The organism is Streptomyces sp. HP-A2021, from assembly GCF_022807935.1.
Taxonomy (GTDB): Bacteria; Actinomycetota; Actinomycetes; order Streptomycetales; family Streptomycetaceae; genus Streptomyces; species Streptomyces afghaniensis.
This window is the reverse complement of the sequence record NZ_CP094344.1, coordinates 3324851-3345265: the sequence shown is the minus strand read 5'-3', so window position 1 is coordinate 3345265 and position 20415 is coordinate 3324851. Positions and strand designations below refer to the sequence as shown.

Here is a 20415-nt window from a genome sequence, read left to right as displayed (position 1 = left end):
CATGGTGGTACAAGCGTTTCAGGGCCGAGGGTCGCCCCCCGGGGTAACGCGATACGTGGTTCAGCGGTGACGCTATCGCGCTCTCAACGGTCCTGTCCCCGGGACCCCAACCCCTTGCCGTCACTCACAGTAAACCTGTGGATACGCTCCGTGTCTAGGGGGTTGGCGGGCCCAAATGGGAAGAGCGCGCGCCGGGTTGACGTACCCAGACGTCAGACGGTCGAACCGTCCGGCGCCGGGGTCCTGTCGAGTCACACCAGGACATGATCGACGAAGCACCAGCGCCAGGTCTCCCCGGGCTCGTGGGTCCGCATCACGGGATGCCCCGACTCCTTGTGGTGCTCCGCCGCGTGCCGCCCCGGTGAGGAGTCGCAGCAGCCGACGTGACCGCAGCTCAGGCACAGCCGCAGTTGCACCGGATCCATGCCCTCGGCCAGGCACACCGGGCACGTCTCGCTGAGCGGGACGGGTTCGGGGTGCGGCAGCGCGTCGGCATGCGTGCACTGTTTCATGATTGCCAGGTTACGACGGTCGCGCCGAAGACCGCGTGGAAAAAAGAGGGCGGGCGAGAACGATGGACGTGATGCCACTGCTGTTGCTGGTGGCGGGCAGCGCCACGATCGCCGCGGTGGCCAGGCGCACACCGGTTCCGGCCCCGCTGCTGCTGGTGGCGGTCGGGCTGGCGGTCAGTTCCGTCCCCGGCGTGCCGGACTACACCCTCGACCCGCATGTCGTCCTGCCGCTCCTCCTGCCCCCGCTGCTGCACACGGCCGCCACCGACAGCTCCTACCTCGACCTGCGGGCGCAGCTGCGGCCGGTCGCGCTGCTGTCCGTCGGGTACGTGTTGTTCGCGACCTTCGTCGTCGGCTGGGCCCTGTACATGCTCGTGCCGGACCTGCCGCTGACCGCGGCCCTGGTCTTCGGCGCGGTGGTGGCGCCGCCGGACGCGGTCGCGGCGACTGCCGTGGCCCGCCGGGTCGGGCTCCCGTCGCGGATCACCACGATCCTCCAGGGCGAGTCCCTGCTCAACGACGCCACCGCGATCACCGCCTACCGGGTGGCCCTGGCCGCCGCCGTCGGCGAGGGCGCGACCTGGGCCGGTGGCATCGGCGAGTTCCTGCTCGCAGCGGTCGGCGGCGTCGCGGCCGGGCTCGTGCTGATGGCGCCGATCCACTGGCTGCGCACGCACGTGAAGGAGGCGCTGTTCCAGAACACGCTCTCCTTGCTCACACCGTTCGTCGCGTACGCCGCCGCCGAGCAGGTGCACGCCTCGGGCGTCCTCGCGGTCGTGGTCGTCGCGCTCTACCTGGGTCACCGCGCGTGGGAGGTCGACTTCGCCACGCGGCTCCAGGAGGAGGCGGTGTGGAAGATGGTCGCCTTCGTCCTGGAGTCGGCGGTGTTCGCGCTGATCGGACTCCAGCTGCCGGTGGTGCTGAGAGGCCTCGGTGAGTACGAGGGGGTACTGGCCGCCTGGTACGCGGTCGCCGTCTTCCTGGTGGTCGTCGCGGCCCGGTTCGTGTGGGTGTACCCGGCGACCTTCCTGCCGCGGCTGCTGTCGGCCCGGATCCGCGAGCGGGAGGCGAGCCCGACCTGGAGAGGGCCGTTCGTGGTCGCGTGGGCCGGTATGCGGGGCGTGGTCTCGCTGGCCATCGCCTTCTCGATCCCGCTCACCCTGCACGACGGCGAGGAGCCCTTCCCGCACCGCAACCTCATCCTCTTCCTGACCTTCACGACGGTCATCGGGACGCTGGTCGTGCAGGGGCTCACCCTGCCCCCGCTGATCCGTCTGCTGAAGTTCCCCGCGCGGGACACACAGGCCGAGACCCTGGCCGAGGCCAACGCCCAGGCACAGGCCTCCCGGGCCGCCGAGCGGCGCCTGGACGAACTCCTCACCGACGACCGCAACGCCCTGCCCGCCCCGCTCGCCGACCGGCTCCGCATCGTCCTGGAGCGCCGCCGCAACGCCGTCTGGGAACGGCTCGGGCAGGCCAACCCGGTCACCGGGGAGTCCGTCGACGACACCTACCGGCGGCTGTCGCGGGAGATGATCAGCGCCGAGCGCGAGGTGTTCGTCAGGCTCAGGGACGCCCGGTACATCGACGACGAGATGCTGCGGACGCTGCTGCGCAGGCTGGACCTGGAGGAGGCGGCGGCCTTCCGGGAGACGGCGTAGGGGCGGGGAGGATCGGAAAAAAGTTGGGTGTCACGGGAAACGGTGAGCGTCACGGGAAGGGGCGGCCGGTGATCACGGCCGCCACCGTCGTCCCGCGCGGGAAGGCGCCTTCGCCGGCCAGGGCGACGAGTCCGTACAGCAGCTTCGCCACATACAGGCGTTCGACGGGCAGTCCGTGACGGTGCTCGAAGTCCGCGGCGAAGGCGTCGAGCTCGTCGGGCACGCGCGCGTAGCCGCCGAAGTGGAAGCGGTCGTCGAGGCTCCAGGTGCCGCGCGGGCCGCCGAAGGCCTGCTGCTGCAGGGAGGTGACGTCGGTGGTCAGGAAGCCGCCCTTGAGGACCGGGACACCGAGGGCACGCTGCCTGGGGGTGAGTCCGGCCGCCAGTCCTGCCAGCGTGCCACCGGTGCCGCAGGCCACGGCGACGACATCGGCCTGGTCGTGCAGCTCGGCGCCGAGCGCCCGGCAGCCGCGTACGGCCCGCGCGTTGCTGCCGCCCTCGGGGACGACGTACGCCTCCTCCGCGTCCGACGCGCGCAGGATCGCGGCCAGGGTCCGCGGCTCGGACTTGCGGCGGTACGTCGCCCGGTCGACGAAGTGCAGCCGCATGCCGTCGGCCGTACAGCGCCTCAGCGAGGGGTTGAGGGGCCGGCCGGCCAGCTCCTCGCCGCGTACGACGCCGACTGTGGGGATGCCGAGCAGCCGGCCGGCCGCGGCCGTGGCACGCAGGTGGTTGGAGTAGGCGCCCCCGAAGGTGACGACGGTACGGCCGGCCGCAGCGGCGAGGTTCGGCGCCAGCTTGCGCCACTTGTTGCCGATCAGCTCCGGGTGGATCAGGTCGTCCCGCTTCAGCACCAGCCGGACGCCGTGGCGCTCGAACCGGCTGTCCACGACCTCCTGCACCGGCGAGGGCAGCCGCGGACGCAGTACGGCGGATCCGGGGGTGTCGGGGCTGGTCACCGGGCCATTGTCACCCGGGGACGGAGGAGGGGGACTCGGGGCTGACGCCTTCCCGCGATCCCGGGCCCGGCTGCGGATTCCCGGACCGGCGGCGGCCGCGTACGAGGTCGATGAGTGACGGGCCGCCCCGCAGGCACCAGAGGGCGATCACCGGGTCGCAGATCGCGCAGCCCAGGGAGGAGGTGTGGGCGAAGGGGATGATCGGGTTGCCCTTGATGTGGTGGACGATGTCCCACGCCGTGTGCAGCAGCCAGCCGACGCCGATCCACGTCCACGACTCCAGGCCGCGGAAGGCGACGTAGGCGAGCAGCGCGGTGAAGGGGAACTCCCAGCCGCCCATGCCGCCGCCGCTGAGGTACGCCGCACCGGCGCCGCCGACCATGACCGCGTTCAGGCGCCGCCGGTGCGGTTCGCGGACGAGGGACATCAACAGGGCGTAGAGGATGCCGATGCCGATCGGCGCGATGTACTGCATGGATGGGCCGTTTCTGGAGGCGGTGGAAGGAGCGGATCACCACGCTAGATCCGGTTCCGCACGCTCCCCAGCGGCATTACCGACAGGTTCCCACGGGTTGTCGCCAGCCGTCCGGGGCCGGCCGTGCCGCCCGCGACCGGGCGGGAAAGCAGGGCCCCTGCCCAGTCGTACGAAGATCCATTCCCGCTCTTTCGTGTAATAGCACCGCGACGCCGTGTGAGGAAGGCTTGAGCGTGCACATCGATGCCCGAGGCATATGGGCGTCGGTCACAACCGGGAGGGCAGTTCTCTATGTCGGTAGGCGAAGAGGTCCGCACGGAGCAGACCAAGCCGCAGCAGAGTCTCGGCACGGCGGCCGCGCGGAACCTGGCCACCACGACCAAGTCCGTGCCGCAGATGCAGGAGATCAGCTCCCGCTGGCTGCTGCGGATGCTGCCCTGGGTCGATATCCAGGGTGGTACGTACCGGGTGAACCGGCGGCTGACGTTCGCCGTGGGCGACGGCCGGCTGACGTTCGTGAAGACCGGCGACCGCGTCGAGATCATCCCCGCGGAGCTCGGTGAACTGCCGGCCCTGCGGTCGTACGAGGACGAGGAGGTCCTCTTCGAGATCGCCCGGCGGTGCGAGCAGCGGGAGATCGCCGCGGGCGAGGTGATCGCCTCGTTCGGCAGCCCGTCCGACGAGGTGTACCTGCTGGCGCACGGCCGGGTGGAGAAGGTCGGCACGGGCCCGTACGGGGACGACGAGTCCCTCGGAGTCCTCGCCGACGGCGCCTACTTCGGTGACGACGCGCTGCTGGACGAGGACGCGATCTGGGAGTACACGGCCCGTGCTCTCACCGCGTGCACCGTCCTCGTCCTGCCCCGCGCGGAGTTCGCGCAGATCGCCGAGCGCTCGGACACGCTGCGCGAACACCTCGAGCAGCGCCGCTCGATCCCCTCGCAGCGCTCCAACAAGTACGGCGAGAAGGAGATCGACCTCGCCGCCGGCCACTCCGGCGAGCCCGACATCCCGCACACGTTCGTCGACTACGAGGCCCGGCCCCGTGAGTACGAACTGAGCGTCGCCCAGACCGTCCTGCGGATCCACACGCGCGTGGCCGACCTCTACAACCAGCCCATGAACCAGACCGAGCAGCAGATCCGGCTGACGGTCGAGGCGCTGAAGGAGCGCCAGGAGCACGAGCTCATCAACAACCGCGACTTCGGTCTCCTGCACAACTGCGAGTACGACCAGCGGATCCAGCCGCACGACGGCGTGCCCGGCCCGGACGACCTGGACGAACTGCTCAGCAGGCGCCGCGGCACCAAACTGCTCCTCGCCCACCCGCGCGCGATCGCCGCGTTCGGCCGTGAGCTCAACAAACGAGGGCTCGTCCCCGAGACCATCGACATGGCCGGCAACCGCATCCCCACCTGGCGCGGCGTGCCGATCTTCCCGTGCAACAAGATCCCGGTGACCTCGGAGCGGACGACGTCGATCATCGCCATGCGTACCGGCGAGAGCGACCAGGGCGTCATCGGTCTGCGGGCCTCCGGCATCCCGGACGAGATCGAGCCGAGCCTGTCGGTGCGCTTCATGGGCATCAACGAACAGGCCATCATCAAGTACCTGGTCACGGCCTACTACTCGGCCGCGGTCCTGGTACCGGACGCGCTCGGCGTCCTGGAGAACGTCGAGATCGGCCGCTGGCAGTGACGCTTCCGGTACGCCGGCCGTGTCCGCGCCCGGCAGCGCGGGTACACCCTCGGGGTACGCACCCAGCGGCAGCGGAAGAGCCACCGTCCGCTCAGTCTCCGAGGCGGTCCCATGGGTGAGTCCCTTACGGAGTCCAGGACGGAGACGGCGCTGCCCGCCCCCGGTGGGCAGCGCGGTGCCGAGCCCGGGGATGCGGCCGGGGCGCCGGAAAGGCGGGGGCTCATCGGGACGCAGCGGGACAGCCGGCCGGGACCGGCGGAGGGGCACGAGGCGGTCATGCTCCTGGAGCGGGCCCGGGCGGAGGTCGACCCGGTACTGCGGGACGCTCTCGGCTCACTGCCCGGGCCGATGCGCCGGGTCGCGCTCTACCACTTCGGCTGGGAGCAGGCGGACGGCACACCGGCCGAGGGCGGCTCCGGCAAGGCCATCCGGCCCGCGCTCGTCCTCGCCGCGGCGGCCGCTCTCGGCGGACCCGAGGCACGGGCGGCGGCGGTCCGGGCGGCCGCGGCCGTGGAGCTGGTCCACAACTTCACGTTGCTGCACGACGACGTGATGGACCGGGACACCACCCGGCGGCACCGGCCCACCGCGTGGACCGTGTTCGGCGACCCCGACGCGGTCCTCGCCGGGGACGCCCTCCAGGCGCTGGCCGTGCGGCTGCTCGCCGAGGACCCGCATCCGGCGGCCCGGGCCGCCACCGCCCGGCTCGCGGACTGCGTGGTCGAGCTGTGCGCGGGACAGCACGCGGACACGGCCATGGAGCGACGCGGCCCCGACGAGGTCTCGCTCGACGAGGTGCTCGCCATGGCGGAGGCCAAGACGGGCGCACTGCTGGGGTGCGCCTGTGCGATCGGCGGGCTGTACGGGGGCGCCGGGGACGCGGAGGTGGCGGCGCTGGACGCGTTCGGCCGGGAGGCCGGGCTCGCCTTCCAGCTCATCGACGACGTCATCGGCATATGGGGCGACCCGCGCCGCACCGGCAAGCCCGTCGGCGCGGACCTGGCCGCCCGCAAGAAGTCCTTGCCGGTCATGGCGGCCTTCGCCTCCGGCACGCCGGCGGCCGCGGAACTCGCCGAACTGTACGCACGACCCAGTGAGAAGGAGGACCTCGATCACATCGCGCTGACCGTGGAGCGGGCGGGCGGCCGTGACTGGGCACAGAACCAGGCGGCCGACCGGATGGCCCTGGCGATGCAGCAACTGGCCCGCGCGGTGCCGGACCCGGAGGCGGCGGGCGGTCTGCTGGCCCTCGCCGAGTTCGTGACACGGCGCAGCAGCTGACGGCCGGCGGTGCGGAAATCGGCCGTCTGCGACGGTCGTCGGCAGCGGCCGGCGGTGCGGCAACCGGCCGTCGGCGGCACCTGACCGACCTTCGGGTGACCGAAGGGCAGGACCCCGGAGCGCCGGGGCCGTGCGGCTCCTGACTCCGTACGGCCCCGGGCCTCCGGCCAGGCGGGTCCCGCACTTCCCCACGGTGTGCGGGGCCCGCCCCTCATGGCCGGCGGCGACAGGCGGTTTGGGCAACTGTTCGATGAAATCCCGCCAAGCTCCCGCCCCATTGGCCGGGGCCGTCCCCAACCGCCCTACGATCAACGCCCGTCGGGACGATCGAAGGGGCGGGACATGGGTGTGGCGATCCGGACGGCGGGCGAGGCGGACCGGGAGCTGGTGGTCCGGCTGCTGGACGAGGCGTTCCAGGACGACCCCGTGAGCGGCTGGGTCTTCCCCGGGGCGGAGGACCGTCGTGCCAACCATCCCGGGCTCATGGCCGCATTCACCGACATCGTGCTCGAGGCCGGGCGCATCGACCTCACCGAGGACGGTTCGGCCTGCGCGCTGTGGCTGTCCATGCCGGCCGACGACCATGACGCCGACGCCGAGGACGACAGCCCGGCCCAGGTGCGTCAGGCCGTCGACCCGGACAACGAACGCATCGAGGCGATCGCCCGGCTGACCGCCGCCATCCATCCCTCCGGGCGGGCCCACGAGTACCTGTGGATGATCGGCGTCGCCCCTGGCCGCCAGGGCGAGGGTCTCGGCACGGCGCTCATCGAGTCGGTCCTCGACCGTTGCGACCGTGAGGGACTGCCCGCCTACCTGGAAGCGAGCAGCGCCCGCAGCCGCAAGCTGTACGAGCGCCTCGGCTTCGAGCTCGCCGGCCCGGTGCTCGACCTCCCGGAGGGCGGCCCGACCATGTGGCCGATGTGGCGCGAGCCCCGTACTTCCGAGACCGCGTCCTGACTCCCCGCCGACGCCCGGCCCGACCGGACCCCAGCCTCTCCCGGTCGGTCCGGCCCGCCCGCTCCTACCCCTCCGGCAGCACCGCCGCCACGATCTTCTCCACCAGCCCCTCCGGCACGCTCACCCCGGGCAGTACGCCCTCCAGGACGCCCGGCAGGGTCAGATGCTCCAGGAGCAGGCCGAGCATGGCCAGGTACAGCACGGCGACGGACTCGTCGCCGCCGGGCAGGCCGGCCGTGCGGTGGAACTCCATGGCCTCCTCCAGGTCACCCCGCACCGACTTGGTGTAGGAGGCGAGCAGTTCGGGACGCCGGGTGGCCTCGAGGCGCAGTTCCATGAGGGCCAGATAGCCCGTGCGGTCGCGGGTCGCGCGGGCCATGAGGTCGTGCATGAAGGCCGTGACCAGTGAGCGGTCCTTGGGGCGGGTCATCAGCTCGGCGACCACGTCGGGGTCGGGCGCGAGTCGTACGTGCAGCCGGGTGTCGATCTGGCGCAGGAGGTCGGCGCGGTCCGTGAAGTAGTTGGAGGCCGTGCCCACGGGCACGCCGGCCTCCGCGTCCACCGCGCGGAACGTCAGCCCGCGCGCTCCCTCGCGCGCGAGCACCTCGACACCGGCGTCGACGAGCGCGGCCCGGCGCCCGGGATTGCTGACCATGCGGAGTCCCTTCTCCCACTTTCCGCGGTTCGCGGATAATCCCTTGCAACCACTACACCAGGAGTACTACAACTGAAGTCGTTGTACCGGCAGCCTACGAAAAGAGACCGGCTTGCGAAAGCTCACGTACTTCATCGCCTGTTCGATCGACGGCTTCATCGGGGACCCGGACGGCGACGCGACGTCGATGCTCCGCTTCGTCGACGAGGAGTTCCTCGCCTTCCTGAAGGCGGAGTATCCGGAGACCGCGGCCACCCAGGGCCGCCGGGCCCTCGGCTTCGACGACCTGCCGAACAAGCGGTTCGACACCGTCGTCCAGGGCCGCGGCAGCTACGAGCTCGCCCTGAAGGAGGGCATCACCAGCCCCTATGCCCACCTGCGCGAGTACGTCGCCTCCAGCACACTGAAGGAGTCGCCCGACCCGAACGTCGAGATCATCGCGGACGACCTCGTCGGAAAGATCCGCGAGTTGAAGGCCGAAGAAGGCGATTTCGGCATCTACCTGTGCGGCGGCTCCAAGCTCGCGGGCGAACTGCGCGACGAGATCGACGAGCTCGTGATCAAGACCTACCCGCTGGTGTACGGCACGGGCATGCCGATGTTCGGCTCCGGATTCGCGATCTCGGACTTCACGCTCGAGTCGGTGCGCACGTTCGGCAACGGGCTGCTGGTGCGCACGTACAGCAGGAAGCGCTGAGCCGCCGACCGGCCTACCCTGAGGACATGGGCAGCGAAGGACATGTCTGTCCGACCTGCGGACAGCCAGTGGAAACGGTCGTCCGGCGCCACAAGACGCTGGGCGCGTGGGTTCCCCTGTGGGTGGCGGGCCCCTGTCGCAACCCCGAGTGCGGGGTCTACGAAGCGCAAGACACCGAGGGCGATCGGGCCGGCGAGGACACCCGGACCGCCGAACCGCCCCGGACCGCCGAGGACCCCGTCCCACCTGCGACGACCCCGCGTGAAGACGCCCCCGGAGAAACCGTCGTGGAAAGTTCCTGAGCTCGTGTCGAGAATCCCGGCCCGGCTCCGACGTCCCGAGTGAGAGCCGCCCACCAGGGCGGTGAGAGCCGAAGGAGCGGACTGATGAAGTACCTGGTCATGGTGCAGGGCACACAGGCGGACTACGAGGCCATGCGCGGCAGGGCGTCGGCGAACTCCCCGGCGTGGAGCGAGGAGGAGCTCCAGGCCATGTTCGCCTACATGGGCGCCATCAACGACGACCTCTCCGAGACGGGCGAATTCGTCGACGGGCAAGGCCTGGCCGAGCCGGCGCAGACCCGGCACGTCACCCTCGGTGACGACGGCAAGGCGGTGATCACCGACGGCCCGTACAGCGAGACCAAGGAGCTGCTGGCCGGCTACTGGGTCCTGGAGTGCGAGAGCCTGGAGCGGGTCACCGAGATCGCCGAGCGCGTCGCCCGGTGCCCCCAGCCGGCCGGCGCCCCCGACTACCCGGTCGTGATCCGTCCGATCATGGACGGCTCCGGGGACATCTGAGGGCCTGGATACGCCGACGGGCGCGCCGGTGAGGAGCACACCCGAGATCGAGGACCTGCTGCGCCGTGACGCGCCGCAGGTCCTCGGTGCGCTGGTCAGGCGGTACGGGCACTTCGACGCCGCCGAGGACGCCGTACAGGAGGCGCTGCTCGCGGCGGCAGGGCAGTGGCCCTCGGCGGGTGTGCCCGGCAATCCGCGCGGCTGGCTGATCAAGGTCGCCTCGCGGCGGCTGACCGACGCCCTGCGCAGCGAGGAGGCCCGGCGGCAGCGCGAGGAGCGGGCGGCGGCTCTCGCGCCCCGTGACGCCTTCACCGCCCCGCCGCCCGGGGAGCGGGCTCCCCGCGAGGACGACACCCTCTCGCTGCTCTTCCTGTGCTGCCATCCGGACCTGACGCCGCCCGCCCAGATCGCGCTCACGCTGCGCGCCGTCGGCGGCCTGACCACGGCGGAGATCGCCCGCGCGTATCTGGTCCCGGAGGCGACGATGGCGCAGCGCATCAGCCGGGCCAAGCAGAAGGTGCGGGGCGTGCGCTTCGGCCGCCCGGAGCGCTGGGAACAGCGGCTGCCGTCCGTCCTCCAGACCCTCTACCTCATCTTCAACGAGGGCTACACGGCCACCTCCGGGGCCGCGCTCCAGCGCCGGGACCTCGCGGGCGAGGCCGTACGCCTGACCCGCACGGTGCACCGGCTGCTTCCCGACGACTGCGAGGTGGCCGGCCTGCTCGCGTTGATGCTGCTCACCGACGCCCGCCGCGAGGCGCGCAGCGGACCGCACGGCGAGTTGGTCCCCCTCGACGAGCAGGACCGTGACCGGTGGGACAAGGCCGCGATCGGGGAGGGCGTCGCGCTGGTCACCGGGGCGCTGTCCCGGGGCCGGCCCGGGCCGTACCAGCTGCGTGCCGCGATCGCCGCCGTCCACGACGAGGCGCCCTCGCCCGAGGCGACGGACTGGGCCGAGATCCTGGGCCTGTACGACGTCCTCGTCCGCCTGGTCCCCGGCCCGGTCGAACGCCTCAACCGCGCGGTCGCCGTCGCCATGGTCCACGGCCCGCACGCAGGTCTGGCCGCCCTGGATGCTCTCGCAGACGAGTCGAAGGGCCACCGCCTGGAGGCCGTACGAGCTCACCTCCTGGAGCGTGCGGGGGAGCCCGAAGCCGCTCGTGCCGCTTACGAGTCGGCGGCCGCGCAGACTCTCAGCCTGCCCGAACAGCGTTATCTCCAGGCGCGGGCGGCGCGGTTGCTCGACTAGCGGGTGAAACATGGACCGACGTCCGAGGACGGCGGGGCCGTCCTGTGCGCGTACGCCGAAGCGGATCAGACGCGCAGTCCGCCCGTCTGCGGATCCCGGGTCGTCAGGCAGTACGTGCCGCCCGCCGGGTCGCGCATCACCGTCCAGCCCGAGAAGCGGGCCACGAACACCGCCCCGAGCTCCTCGTGCCGCGCCCGGGTCGCCTCGACGTCCGCGCAGGCGAGGTCGAGGTGGGCGGAGGCCGGGCGTTCCTCGTCGAGGCGTTGCAGGAGCAGGCGTACCGGCAGGCCCGGCGGCGGCTCGACCACGTGGAACTCAGGGAGGGAACCGGGCCGTGACGTCCAGTCGGCCAGCAGCCCGCTCCAGAAGGCGACTTCGGCGTCGTAGGCGGACGGCGGCACGTCCACGCACACCTGGTCGAGACGGCTGCCCCGCACCACTCCCGGCCGCGACGATTGCCCGCGCCAAGGGTCCGCGCAGAACAACTGCCCGCCGGGCGACCGCAGCACGACGAGCGACCCGAGGTCGGCCACCACGCTCGCGCCGAGCCGCGTCGCCGAGCCGGTGAACTCCCTTACGTCGTCCACACAGAAGTCGAGATGCGCACCGCCGACCCCCGAGCGCACCGCCTGTGCCTTCAGGCAGGCGTCGGCGTCGGGCGGGACCAGCGTGACGAACTCTGCCTGTTCTCCCCGCAGTTCGGAAAGCCGGGTGTCCGTGACCGCCGTCCAGAACGCGCAGGCGGTGTCGAACGCCTCGCGCGGGCGGTCGATGAAGGCGAACGTCCAGCCGATCCTCATGGGCGCGATCGTACAAGGGCGACGTCACCGCCACCCGCGTGAACCTTGACCAGCCTTTGCCTCGCCGTTCCCCGCCTATTGGCCTGCACTTGTTTGCATTCAGGAATGGACCACATCACGTTCCTCGTGGCGGTCGTCATCGTGACGGCGCTCGCCTTCGACTTCACCAACGGATTTCACGACACGGCGAACGCGATGGCCACGTCCATCGCCACCGGCGCACTCGCTCCCCGTACGGCGGTCCTGATCAGCGGTGTCCTCAACGTGGTCGGTGCCTTTCTGTCCACCGAGGTCGCCAAGACCATCTCGGGCGGCATCGTCGACGACACCCTCGTCACCCCCGGCATGATCTTCGCGGGCCTGGTCGGGGCGATCCTGTGGAACCTGCTGACCTGGCTGGTCGGACTGCCGTCGAGTTCCTCGCACGCCCTGTTCGGCGGGCTGATCGGGGCCGTGTGGGTCGGGGCGGGCAGCCACGGCGTCAACTTCGGCAAGGTCGTCGAGAAGGTGCTGGTGCCGGCGGTGGCCTCGCCGGTCGTGGCCGGTCTCGCCGCGCTGCTGGCCACGTACCTCGCCTACCGGCTCACCGACCGCGCCCGCAAGGACACCGTGACCAAGGGCTTCCGGATCGGTCAGATCGCCTCGGCCTCGCTGGTCTCCCTCGCCCACGGCACGAACGACGCGCAGAAGACGATGGGCGTCATCACCCTCACCCTGATCTCGGCCGGCGCGCTCGGCCACCAGGCCGGACCGCCGCTGTGGGTGATCGCGTCCGCGGGCCTCGCCATCGGCCTCGGCACGTATCTCGGCGGCTGGCGCATCATCCGCACCATGGGCAAGGGCCTCACCGAGATCCAGTCGCCGCAGGGCTTCGCCGCCGAGACCGCATCCACCGCCGTCATCCTGACGTCCGCGCACCTCGGTTTCGCCCTGTCCACCACCCAGGTCGCCTCGGGCAGCATCCTCGGCGCGGGCCTCGGCCGCAGGCTCGCGGAGGTCCGCTGGGGCGTCGCGGGCCGCATGGCGGTCGCGTGGCTGATCACGCTGCCCGCCGCCGCGCTGGTCGGCGGCCTGGCCGCGAGCGTGGTGCAGAGCGGCGGCGACCTCGGTACGGCGGTCGTCGCCCTGGTCGGCGCGGCCCTCGCCGCGGGCATCGTGGTCGTCTCCCGCCGCAACCCGGTGCACGCGCACAACGTCAACGACGCGCACAAGGTCACGATCCGCACCGAGCCGCCCGCCAAGGTCGGCACGGCCGCCTGAACGAAGGGGAGTCGGCATGCAACTGGACTGGACCGCGCTCGGCCAGGTCACCGCGGTGAGCATCGGCGTCACCGTAGCCGTGGTCGTCGTCTTCGCCCTCGGCGTCCTCGGCCTCGCACAGCTGGAGGGCGCCCGCGAACAGCACGGCCGCACCTCCGCCCTGGGCGTCACCCAGGCGACGCTGTGCTTCCTCGCCTGCGCGGCCGTGGTGGCGTACGGGATCTTTCTGATCGTCCCGCAGTTCCACTGACGGCGACGACCGCGCCCATGACGAAGGGGCCCGGCCGGTTCTCCCGGCCGGGCCCCTTCGTCTGCCCGGACTTCAGGCCTTCTTGGTCTCCCAGAAGATCTTGTCGATCTGGGCGATGTAGTCCAGCGCCTTCTGGCCGGTCGCCGGGTCGGTCGAACCCTTGGCGGCCGAGAGGGCCTTGAGGGTGTCGTTGACCAGCTGGTGCAGCTCGGGGTACTTCTCGAAGTGCGGCGGCTTGAAGTAGTCGCTCCACAGCACGGACACGTGGTGCTTCGCGAGCTCCGCGCGCTGCTCCTTGATGGTGGTGGCACGCGCCTGGAAGTGCGGGTCGTCGTTGCCGGCCATCTTCTCCTGGATGGCCTTCACCGACTCCGCCTCGATGCGGGCCTGGGCAGGGTCGTACACACCGCAGGGAAGGTCGCAGTGTGCGCTGACCTTGACCTTGGGGGCAAACAGGCGGGAAAGCATGGAGCATTCCTTCCTCGTGATCGTCTTCTCACAGGGGACATTACTCCGTGGGGGAGCGGTTTTCGCGAGTGCCCCCATGGGCTTAGGACAAAAGTCCGGGGTGAGACTGAGACTGGTGGACGAAGAACCGGGGAGGTGCCGGGTGATGCCGGAGCTGTCGCAGGAGTCCGAGCGGGGGAGGCCGGCGCCCTTCGGGGTGGCCGAGGTGACCGGTCCGTCCATGGTGCCCACGCTGTACCACGGGGACCGGCTCCTGGTGCACTACGGAGCCCGGATCAAGCCCGGTGACGTCATCGTGCTGCGGCATCCCTTCCAGCAGGACCTGCTGGTCGTCAAGCGGGTCGCCCAGCGGCGCGAGAACGGCTGGTGGGTGCTCGGGGACAACGCGTACGCCGGCGGCGACAGCACCGACTACGGCGTCGTGCCGGACGAGCTGGTGCTGGGCCGGGTCCGGTTCCGCTACCGGCCGCGCAGGCCCGGCCTGCGTTCGCCCTGGGCGCTGCTGGGCTGGGTGCTGTCAGCGGCCAGGCCCGTGCTCTCGGGCAGGTCGGGCCGGGCCGCTTCGAGGCGTTTGCGGGCGCGGTAGGCCGCGACGTTGGCGCGGGTGGCGCAGCGGTCGGAGCAGTAGCGCCGGGAGCGGTTGGTGGAGGTGTCCAGGTAGGCGTTGCGGCAGGGCGGGGCCTCGCACAGGCCGAGCCGGTCCACGCCGTACTCGGTCAGGTGGAACGCCAGGCCCATCGCCGCGATCGCCGCGTAGCCCGCGGTCGCGTTGGACGGGTGGTCCGCCAGGTGCATGTGCCACAGGGGACGGCCGTCGTCGTCGCGGAAGTCGTGCCCGGAGATCTGCGGACTCACCGGGAACTCCAGCAGCAGGGAGTTCAGCAGGTCCACGGCGAGCGTCTCGTCGCCCGTGTCGGCCGCCTCGAAGACCGCGCGCAACCGGGCCCGCACCGAGCGGAAGCGCGTGACGTCCGCGTCGGCGGCGCGGCGGGCCGCCGACTGGTTGACGCCGAACAGCTCGCGGACCGCCTCGACCGACGTCAGGGTGTCCTTGCCCCGGGCCGGTTCCTCCGTGTTGACGAGGCGCACGGCATAGTCCGAGTAATAGGCCAGTTCCACTTGTAGTCCTTACGGAGGGGCTTTATTGTCGTGAGCGCGCACTTGTAACAGCTGATGGTGCTTCCAGGGTATTACGAGGGAGGGGCTCGATGACGGACGCGGACATCACCACGGCCACCGCCGACTGGCAGGCCTGGCAGCAGAGCTGGGACCGGCAGCAGGAGTGGTACCTGCCCGACCGCGAGGAACGCTTCCGGATCATGCTCGACATGGTCGAGGCCCTCGTGGGCACCGCCCCGCGCGTGCTCGACCTCGCCTGCGGCACGGGCAGCATCACCGCCCGGCTGCTCGCCCGGTTCCCGGACGCCACCAGCACCGGCGTCGACCTCGACCCGGCCCTCCTCGCCATCGCCCGGGGCACCTTCGCGGGTGACGAGCGGGTCGGCTTCGTCACCGCCGACCTCAAGGACCCCGACTGGCCGGCGCAGCTGCCGTACGACGCGTACGACGCCGTCCTGACCGCGACGGCCCTGCACTGGCTGCACCGGGAACCCCTCGCGGACCTCTACGGCCAGGTCGCGGGAGTGGTCCGCGACGGCGGTGTCTTCATGAACGCGGACCACATGATCGACGAGACGACTCCCCGGATCAACGCCGCCGAGCAGGCGCAGCGGCACGCCCGCATGGAACAGGCCAAGCGGGACGGCGTCCTCGACTGGTCGCAGTGGTGGCAGCTCGCCGCCAAGGACCCGGTCCTCGCGGAGCCCACGGCCCGGCGCTACGAGATCTACGGCGACCACGCCGACGGCGACATGCCGCCGGTGGCGTGGCACGCGCGCGTGCTGCGCGAGAAGGGGTTCGCGGAGGTCAGGCCGGTGTGGTGCTCGCCCTCGGACACCCTGCTGCTCGCCCTGAAGTAGCACGCCGAAGGGGGCGGTACGGAGTTCCCGTACCGCCCCCTCGGTGTGTGCGGCGTCAGAGCACCTTGGACAGGAACGACTTCGTCCGCTCGTGCTGCGGGTTCGTCAGTACCTCGCGCGGGTGACCGGATTCGACCACCACGCCGCCGTCCATGAAGACCAGGCTGTCGCCCACCTCGCGGGCGAAGCCCATCTCGTGCGTGACGACGATCATCGTCATGCCGGACTCGGCGAGGTCGCGCATGACGTCCAGGACGTCACCGACCAGCTCCGGGTCGAGCGCCGACGTCGGCTCGTCGAACAGCATCAGCTTCGGGTCCATGGCGAGGGCCCGGGCGATGGCGACGCGCTGCTGCTGGCCGCCGGAGAGCTGCGTGGGGTAGCTGCCCGCCTTGTCGGCCAGGCCGACCCGGTCCAGGAGCTCCAGGGCCCGCTGCCGCGCCTGGCTCCTGCTCACGCCCTTGACCTGGACCGGCGCCTCCATGACGTTCTCCACGGCCGTCATGTGCGGGAACAGGTTGAAGCGCTGGAAGACCATGCCGATGTCCCGGCGCTTGAGGGCGACCTCGCTGTCCTTCAGCTCGTAGAGCTTGTCGCCCTTCTGGCGGTAGCCCACCAGCTCCCCGTCCACGTACAGGCGGCCGGCGTTGATCTTCTCCAGGTGGTTGATGCACCTGAGGAAGGTCGACTTGCCGGAGCCGGAGGGGCCGATGAGGCAGAACACCTCGCCGGTCTTCACCTCCAGGTCGATGCCCTTGAGGACCTCGAGAGGGCCGAAATTCTTGTGGACGCCTTCGGCCTTCACCATGGCGGTCATGCGGTGCCTCCCGTCGGCTTCGAGCGGTTGGACAGGGACAGGAGGTTGGCCTTGACCTTCTGGAACGGGGTGGCCGGGAGGGACCGGCTCGAACCACGCGCGTAGTACCGCTCCAGGTAGTACTGGCCGATGCTGAAGACCGACGTCATCAGCAGGTACCAGGCCGCCGCCAGGAACAGCATCTCGGCGGGGGCGCCGGAGGTCTGGCCGATGTCCTGAGCGGCGCGGAGCAGCTCCGGATACTGGACGACCGAGACCAGCGAGGTCGTCTTCAGCATGTTGATGACCTCGTTGCCCGTCGGCGGCACGATCACGCGCATCGCCTGCGGGATGACGATCCGGCGCAGCGTCTTGGCGTGGCTCATCCCCAGCGCGTGCGACGCCTCGGTCTGGCCCTCGTCGACGGAGAGCAGACCGGCTCGGCAGATCTCCGCCATGTACGCGGCCTCGTTGAGACCGAGGCCCAGCAGCGCCGTCAGGAACGGGGTCATGAAGTCCGACCACTCGTCCTTGTAGAACGGCCCGAGGTTGATGTACTCGAAGACCAGGCCCAGGTTGAACCAGACGATCAGCTGCACCAGGACCGGCGTGCCGCGGAAGAACCAGATGTAGAACCACGCGATCGACGAGGTCACCGGGTTCTTCGACAGGCGCATCACGGCGAGCACGACGCCGCCGACGATGCCGATCACCATGGACAGCACGGTCAGCAGGAGCGTTTTGCCCACGCCGTCCAGGATCCGGTCGTCGAAGAAGTAGTCCGGGATCGCATCCCAGTTGATCTTGCCCTGGGAGAACGCGTAGACGACCCCGACCAGCAGGGCGATGGCGACGACGGCGGAGATGTACCGCCCGTAGTGCCGGACCGGGATGGCCTTGATGGCCTCCGGCCCGGCCGGGGGCGTGTCGCCCGTCGTCTTGTCGATGTCAACAGTCACGGGTGTTGCCTTTCAGTGCCGCTGCGTCGCGGTCACTTGCCGCCGTTGATCGTGGCTTCCTTGATGGCGCCGTCCGTGACGCCCCACTTCTTCATGATCTTCTCGTACTCACCGTTCTTGATGAGCGCGTCCAGCGCGGCCTTGAGGGCGTCCCGCAGCTGCGTCTGGTTCTTGGCGACCGCGATGCCGTACGGAGCGGCCTCGACCTGCTCGCCGACCAGCTGGAAGTCCTTGCCGCCACCGGAGGTCTTCACGGCGTACGCCGCGACCGGGAAGTCGGACGAGCCGGCGTCGGCGCCACCCGCGCGCAGACGGGTCTGGGCCTGCTGGTCGTTGTCGAAGGGCTCGATGGCGATCTTCTTGCCGGCCGGGCACTTCTTCGACTCGGCCTTGGCGAGGTCCTCGGAGACCGTGCCGCGCTGCAGCACGATCTTCTTGCCGCACAGGTCGGACCAGGTCTTGATGCCCTGGTCGTCGCCCTTCTTGGTGTAGATCGAGACGCCGGCGGTGAAGTAGTCGACGAAGTCGACGCCCTCACCGACCTTCTTGCCGGTGTCGGAGTCGATGCCCTCCTGACGGTCCTTGGTGTCGGTCATCGCGGACATGGCGATGTCGTACCGCTTGGAGCGCAGACCCGTGATCAGCGTGTCGAAGGTGCCGTTCTCGAACTGGAAGTCGACACCGAGCTGCTTGCCCATGGCGGCGGCGAGGTCCGGGTCGATGCCGACGACCTTGCCGGAGCTGTCCTTGAACTCGACCGGGGCGTACGCGATGTCCGAGCCGACCTTGATGACGCCCTTGTCACGGATCGACTGGGGCAGCTTGTCGGCGAGCGGGGCAGCGGCCGTCGCGTTGTCCGACCCGGCGTCCTTGGTCTGGTCACCGCATCCGGTGAGCATCAGCGCGCCTGCGACCGCGATCGCACCGACCGCTGCTAGCCGGGAGTGCGCGGCGGTCGTACGACGGGTGGAGCTTGCGGTCATGGTGGGTTCCTCCGGCGGATGGGTGGAGTTGCCGATGGGGCTGAGCGCTGCCGATGGGTTCGGCAGTGCCTGGACTGCCGACGGGTTCGGCAGTGCCGTGGACTGCCGGCGGTGCCGGCAGTGCCGTGGGTCGACGAGAACACACGTCTTCGAGTGTCGCGACCTCGTGTGATTACGGCATCTTGCCATTCGGACTGCGCCATTCTGGGGGCCAGCCATGTCAAAATCGGATAACGGGCGATCCCCGAACCGCACCACTCCGGTACATCACGGCCGGACCTTCTGCGGGAATCATTCCTTCCGGCAGGAAGATCTTCGGTATGTCCCGGGAATCCGATACGGGGCCCGAGGGATTCGCCGACGCGTGAGCGGTTGTCGAGGGTTTGTCCAGACCTTGTCCCGATATTGGGCGAAGAGTCAGGGCGCCCGTGTGTGACCTTCGCGTTATGGACTCGTCGTCGGCGCCGTCCGTCCGGTAAGAAGGTTCTTTACACCCCTCATCCGGGGCTCAGGGCGCGTGTGCGGCGCGCCCATCGCGTACGCGCCCGTACGTCACACGTACACAGCACGACCACGGCCGTACGCGGTCCCGCCCACGCCTCACCAGGAGTGGCCACCCTCAAACCAATGAAGATTTAAGGGGTAAAACGAAGTGGCAGCGGAGATCGTCAATCCTCGCAGCGAAAGCACGACGGACCATACGGGCAGCGAGGGCGGTGCGGAGCCCCTCGACTCCTTCGATCCGGCGTTCGCGCTCCACCGCGGCGGCAAGATGGCCGTGCAGGCCACGGTGCCGGTCCGCGACAAGGACGACCTGTCCCTGGCGTACACGCCCGGCGTCGCGAAGGTGTGCAGCGCGATCGCGGAGCAGCCGGAGCTCGTGCACGACTACACGTGGAAGTCGTCGGTCGTGGCCGTCGTGACGGACGGTACGGCCGTGCTGGGGCTCGGTGACATCGGGCCCGAGGCCTCCCTCCCGGTGATGGAGGGCAAGGCGATTCTGTTCAAGCAGTTCGGCGGCGTGGACGCAGTTCCGATCGCGCTGAACTGCACGGACGTCGACGAGATCGTCGAGACGGTGGTGCGGCTCGCGCCGTCGTTCGGCGGAGTCAATCTGGAGGACATCTCGGCGCCGCGGTGCTTCGAGATCGAGCGGAAGCTCCAGGAGCGCCTGGACATTCCCGTCTTCCACGACGACCAGCACGGTACGGCGGTGGTGACGCTGGCGGCCCTGCGGAACGCTGCGCGGCTGAGCAAGCGGGCGCTGGGGGAGCTGCGGGCCGTCATCTCCGGCGCCGGTGCGGCGGGTGTCGCGATCGCGAAGATGCTGGTCGAGGCCGGGATCGGGGATGTCGCGGTGGCCGACCGCAAGGGTGTCGTGTCGGCGGACCGGGACGATCTTACGCCGGTGAAGCGGGAGCTGGCCGGGTTCACGAACAAGGCGGGCATCAGCGGGTCGCTGGAGGCGGCGCTGGCCGGGGCCGACGTGTTCATCGGGGTGTCCGGTGGGACGGTGGCGGAGGACGCGGTGGCGTCGATGGCCGAGGGGGCGTTCGTTTTCGCCATGGCGAATCCGAATCCCGAGGTGCACCCCGAGGTCGCGCACAAGTACGCGTCCGTGGTGGCTACCGGGCGGTCGGACTTCCCGAACCAGATCAACAACGTGCTGGCGTTTCCGGGGATCTTCGCGGGTGCCTTGCAGGTGCGGGCGTCGCGGATCACGGAGGGGATGAAGCTGGCCGCCGCGGAGGCGCTGGCGGGTGTGGTCGGGGACGACCTCGCGGCCGACTACGTCATCCCGTCGCCGTTCGACGAGCGGGTCGCGCCGGCGGTGACGGCTGCGGTGGCGGCGGCTGCCCGGGCCGAGGGTGTGGCTCGGCGGTGACGCGGTAGCGCGTTGCGCGGTGATGTGAGTGGCCCCGTCCGGGATTGGGCGGGGTCACTTCTTTGGGTGCGGCTGTCCGGGTGGTGCGG

22 protein-coding genes and 1 pseudogene are annotated in these 20415 nt (G+C 70.5%); 13 read left to right on the top strand and 10 right to left on the bottom strand.

Translation table 11 applies throughout. From position 1 onward, the window contains the following. Window positions 1-251: 251 nt before the first annotated feature. Window positions 252-512, bottom strand: coding sequence for a UBP-type zinc finger domain-containing protein (locus MQE23_RS15070; protein ID WP_020274258.1), 261 nt, complete (start codon window positions 510-512; stop codon window positions 252-254). Window positions 513-574: 62 nt separating this feature from the next. On the opposite strand from MQE23_RS15070, the gene MQE23_RS15065 reads away from it, so the two are divergent. Then, window positions 575-2173, top strand: coding sequence for a Na+/H+ antiporter (locus MQE23_RS15065; protein WP_243379376.1), 1599 nt, complete (start codon window positions 575-577; stop codon window positions 2171-2173). 49 nt (window positions 2174-2222) lie between these two features. Here the strand turns inward: MQE23_RS15065 and MQE23_RS15060 are convergent, their stop codons facing one another. Both MQE23_RS15060 and MQE23_RS15055 read right to left on the bottom strand, forming a co-directional pair. After that, on the bottom strand, window positions 2223-3131 hold the full coding sequence (locus tag MQE23_RS15060; RefSeq protein WP_020274261.1) for a pyridoxal-phosphate dependent enzyme: 909 nt from the start codon (window positions 3129-3131) through the stop codon (window positions 2223-2225). Window positions 3132-3141: 10 nt separating this feature from the next. Then, window positions 3142-3606: a DUF6010 family protein gene (locus MQE23_RS15055; RefSeq protein WP_020274262.1), complete on the bottom strand. Its 465-nt coding sequence runs from the start codon at window positions 3604-3606 to the stop codon at window positions 3142-3144. Window positions 3607-3897: 291 nt separating this feature from the next. Here MQE23_RS15055 and MQE23_RS15050 point away from each other — a divergent pair, with 291 nt between their 5' ends. The 3 genes from MQE23_RS15050 to MQE23_RS15040 all read left to right on the top strand — a co-directional run bounded on the left by MQE23_RS15050 (window position 3898) and on the right by MQE23_RS15040 (window position 7545). Next, complete coding sequence (locus MQE23_RS15050; protein ID WP_020274263.1) at window positions 3898-5304, top strand: family 2B encapsulin nanocompartment shell protein; 1407 nt, start codon at window positions 3898-3900, stop codon at window positions 5302-5304. Window positions 5305-5415: 111 nt separating this feature from the next. Beyond that, the gene (locus MQE23_RS15045) at window positions 5416-6585 is read left to right on the top strand and encodes a family 2 encapsulin nanocompartment cargo protein polyprenyl transferase (protein ID WP_243379375.1); all 1170 of its coding nucleotides are present in this window, start codon (window positions 5416-5418) and stop codon (window positions 6583-6585) included. 342 nt (window positions 6586-6927) lie between these two features. Beyond that, window positions 6928-7545, top strand: coding sequence for a GNAT family N-acetyltransferase (locus MQE23_RS15040; protein ID WP_020277116.1), 618 nt, complete (start codon window positions 6928-6930; stop codon window positions 7543-7545). Window positions 7546-7609: 64 nt separating this feature from the next. On the opposite strand, the gene MQE23_RS15035 is transcribed toward MQE23_RS15040, so the two are convergent. Then, the gene (locus tag MQE23_RS15035) at window positions 7610-8200 is read right to left on the bottom strand and encodes a TetR family transcriptional regulator (protein ID WP_243379374.1); all 591 of its coding nucleotides are present in this window, start codon (window positions 8198-8200) and stop codon (window positions 7610-7612) included. A gap of 112 nt (window positions 8201-8312) precedes the next feature. Between MQE23_RS15035 and MQE23_RS15030 the strand changes: the two genes are divergently transcribed. The 4 genes from MQE23_RS15030 (at window position 8313) to MQE23_RS15015 (ending at window position 10946) form a co-directional block, all read left to right on the top strand. After that, complete coding sequence (locus MQE23_RS15030; RefSeq protein WP_243379373.1) at window positions 8313-8897, top strand: dihydrofolate reductase family protein; 585 nt, start codon at window positions 8313-8315, stop codon at window positions 8895-8897. A 26-nt stretch (window positions 8898-8923) separates the two neighbouring features. Continuing rightward, window positions 8924-9199: a hypothetical protein gene (locus MQE23_RS15025; RefSeq protein ID WP_082320081.1), complete on the top strand. Its 276-nt coding sequence runs from the start codon at window positions 8924-8926 to the stop codon at window positions 9197-9199. Window positions 9200-9283: 84 nt separating this feature from the next. Continuing rightward, the gene (locus tag MQE23_RS15020; protein ID WP_020277113.1) at window positions 9284-9697 is read left to right on the top strand and encodes a YciI family protein; all 414 of its coding nucleotides are present in this window, start codon (window positions 9284-9286) and stop codon (window positions 9695-9697) included. 28 nt (window positions 9698-9725) lie between these two features. Further along, the gene (locus tag MQE23_RS15015) at window positions 9726-10946 is read left to right on the top strand and encodes a sigma-70 family RNA polymerase sigma factor (protein WP_243379372.1); all 1221 of its coding nucleotides are present in this window, start codon (window positions 9726-9728) and stop codon (window positions 10944-10946) included. A gap of 65 nt (window positions 10947-11011) precedes the next feature. Here MQE23_RS15015 and MQE23_RS15010 read toward each other — a convergent pair whose 3' ends face one another. Continuing rightward, entirely contained in the window at window positions 11012-11746 is a 735-nt protein-coding gene (locus MQE23_RS15010; protein WP_243379371.1) for a VOC family protein, read from the bottom strand. A gap of 105 nt (window positions 11747-11851) precedes the next feature. Between MQE23_RS15010 and MQE23_RS15005 the strand changes: the two genes are divergently transcribed. Together MQE23_RS15005 and MQE23_RS15000 are read left to right on the top strand one after the other, a co-directional pair. Next, window positions 11852-13006 (top strand): inorganic phosphate transporter, encoded by a 1155-nt coding sequence (locus MQE23_RS15005; protein WP_020277109.1) that lies wholly within the window; start codon window positions 11852-11854, stop codon window positions 13004-13006. Between the two features lie 16 nt (window positions 13007-13022). Further along, window positions 13023-13256 carry a hypothetical protein gene (locus MQE23_RS15000; RefSeq protein ID WP_020277108.1) on the top strand — a complete coding sequence of 78 codons (234 nt, stop codon included), beginning with the start codon at window positions 13023-13025 and terminating at the stop codon, window positions 13254-13256. A gap of 72 nt (window positions 13257-13328) precedes the next feature. On the opposite strand, the gene sodN is transcribed toward MQE23_RS15000, so the two are convergent. After that, entirely contained in the window at window positions 13329-13724 is a 396-nt protein-coding gene (gene sodN / locus MQE23_RS14995) for a superoxide dismutase, Ni (RefSeq protein WP_010040396.1), read from the bottom strand. On the opposite strand from sodN, the pseudogene sodX reads away from it, so the two are divergent. Beyond that, window positions 13612-14166: pseudogene (gene sodX / locus MQE23_RS43650) on the top strand (nickel-type superoxide dismutase maturation protease); the annotation flags it as partial. The gene sodN and the pseudogene sodX overlap by 113 nt on opposite strands. Window positions 14167-14183: 17 nt before the next feature. Here sodX and MQE23_RS14985 read toward each other — a convergent pair. Next, the gene (locus MQE23_RS14985) at window positions 14184-14843 is read right to left on the bottom strand and encodes a CGNR zinc finger domain-containing protein (RefSeq protein WP_020277106.1); all 660 of its coding nucleotides are present in this window, start codon (window positions 14841-14843) and stop codon (window positions 14184-14186) included. A gap of 89 nt (window positions 14844-14932) precedes the next feature. On the opposite strand from MQE23_RS14985, the gene MQE23_RS14980 reads away from it, so the two are divergent. Further along, window positions 14933-15703 carry a class I SAM-dependent methyltransferase gene (locus tag MQE23_RS14980; RefSeq protein ID WP_243379370.1) on the top strand — a complete coding sequence of 257 codons (771 nt, stop codon included), beginning with the start codon at window positions 14933-14935 and terminating at the stop codon, window positions 15701-15703. 55 nt (window positions 15704-15758) lie between these two features. Here the strand turns inward: MQE23_RS14980 and MQE23_RS14975 are convergent, their stop codons facing one another. Genes MQE23_RS14975 through MQE23_RS14965 form a run of 3 tightly spaced genes read right to left on the bottom strand, consistent with a single transcriptional unit; the run spans window position 15759 to window position 18441 of the window. Next, window positions 15759-16520 (bottom strand): amino acid ABC transporter ATP-binding protein, encoded by a 762-nt coding sequence (locus MQE23_RS14975; protein ID WP_020277104.1) that lies wholly within the window; start codon window positions 16518-16520, stop codon window positions 15759-15761. Next, window positions 16517-17458 (bottom strand): amino acid ABC transporter permease, encoded by a 942-nt coding sequence (locus MQE23_RS14970; RefSeq protein ID WP_020277103.1) that lies wholly within the window; start codon window positions 17456-17458, stop codon window positions 16517-16519. Before MQE23_RS14970 ends, MQE23_RS14975 begins: the two co-directional genes overlap by 4 nt. Window positions 17459-17490: 32 nt before the next feature. Next, complete coding sequence (locus tag MQE23_RS14965) at window positions 17491-18441, bottom strand: ABC transporter substrate-binding protein (protein ID WP_037673743.1); 951 nt, start codon at window positions 18439-18441, stop codon at window positions 17491-17493. A gap of 652 nt (window positions 18442-19093) precedes the next feature. Between MQE23_RS14965 and MQE23_RS14960 the strand changes: the two genes are divergently transcribed. Then, a complete protein-coding gene (locus MQE23_RS14960) occupies window positions 19094-20326 on the top strand; it encodes an NADP-dependent malic enzyme (protein ID WP_020277101.1) in 1233 nt (410 codons plus the stop codon). The last annotated feature ends 89 nt before the right edge of the window (window positions 20327-20415 follow it).

Coding starts and splice junctions, on each gene's coding strand:
- MQE23_RS15070 (WP_020274258.1), bottom strand. CDS start 512: ATGAAACAGTGCACGCATGCCGACGCGCTGCCGCACCCCGAACCCGTC.
- MQE23_RS15010 (WP_243379371.1), bottom strand. CDS start 11,746: ATGAGGATCGGCTGGACGTTCGCCTTCATCGACCGCCCGCGCGAGGCG.
- MQE23_RS15055 (WP_020274262.1), bottom strand. CDS start 3,606: ATGCAGTACATCGCGCCGATCGGCATCGGCATCCTCTACGCCCTGTTG.
- MQE23_RS15045 (WP_243379375.1), top strand. CDS start 5,416: ATGGGTGAGTCCCTTACGGAGTCCAGGACGGAGACGGCGCTGCCCGCC.
- MQE23_RS15020 (WP_020277113.1), top strand. CDS start 9,284: ATGAAGTACCTGGTCATGGTGCAGGGCACACAGGCGGACTACGAGGCC.
- MQE23_RS15050 (WP_020274263.1), top strand. CDS start 3,898: ATGTCGGTAGGCGAAGAGGTCCGCACGGAGCAGACCAAGCCGCAGCAG.
- MQE23_RS15065 (WP_243379376.1), top strand. CDS start 575: ATGGACGTGATGCCACTGCTGTTGCTGGTGGCGGGCAGCGCCACGATC.
- MQE23_RS14980 (WP_243379370.1), top strand. CDS start 14,933: ATGACGGACGCGGACATCACCACGGCCACCGCCGACTGGCAGGCCTGG.
- MQE23_RS14975 (WP_020277104.1), bottom strand. CDS start 16,520: ATGACCGCCATGGTGAAGGCCGAAGGCGTCCACAAGAATTTCGGCCCT.
- MQE23_RS15035 (WP_243379374.1), bottom strand. CDS start 8,200: ATGGTCAGCAATCCCGGGCGCCGGGCCGCGCTCGTCGACGCCGGTGTC.
- MQE23_RS15005 (WP_020277109.1), top strand. CDS start 11,852: ATGGACCACATCACGTTCCTCGTGGCGGTCGTCATCGTGACGGCGCTC.
- MQE23_RS15025 (WP_082320081.1), top strand. CDS start 8,924: ATGGGCAGCGAAGGACATGTCTGTCCGACCTGCGGACAGCCAGTGGAA.
- sodN (WP_010040396.1), bottom strand. CDS start 13,724: ATGCTTTCCCGCCTGTTTGCCCCCAAGGTCAAGGTCAGCGCACACTGC.
- MQE23_RS15040 (WP_020277116.1), top strand. CDS start 6,928: ATGGGTGTGGCGATCCGGACGGCGGGCGAGGCGGACCGGGAGCTGGTG.
- MQE23_RS14965 (WP_037673743.1), bottom strand. CDS start 18,441: ATGACCGCAAGCTCCACCCGTCGTACGACCGCCGCGCACTCCCGGCTA.
- MQE23_RS15000 (WP_020277108.1), top strand. CDS start 13,023: ATGCAACTGGACTGGACCGCGCTCGGCCAGGTCACCGCGGTGAGCATC.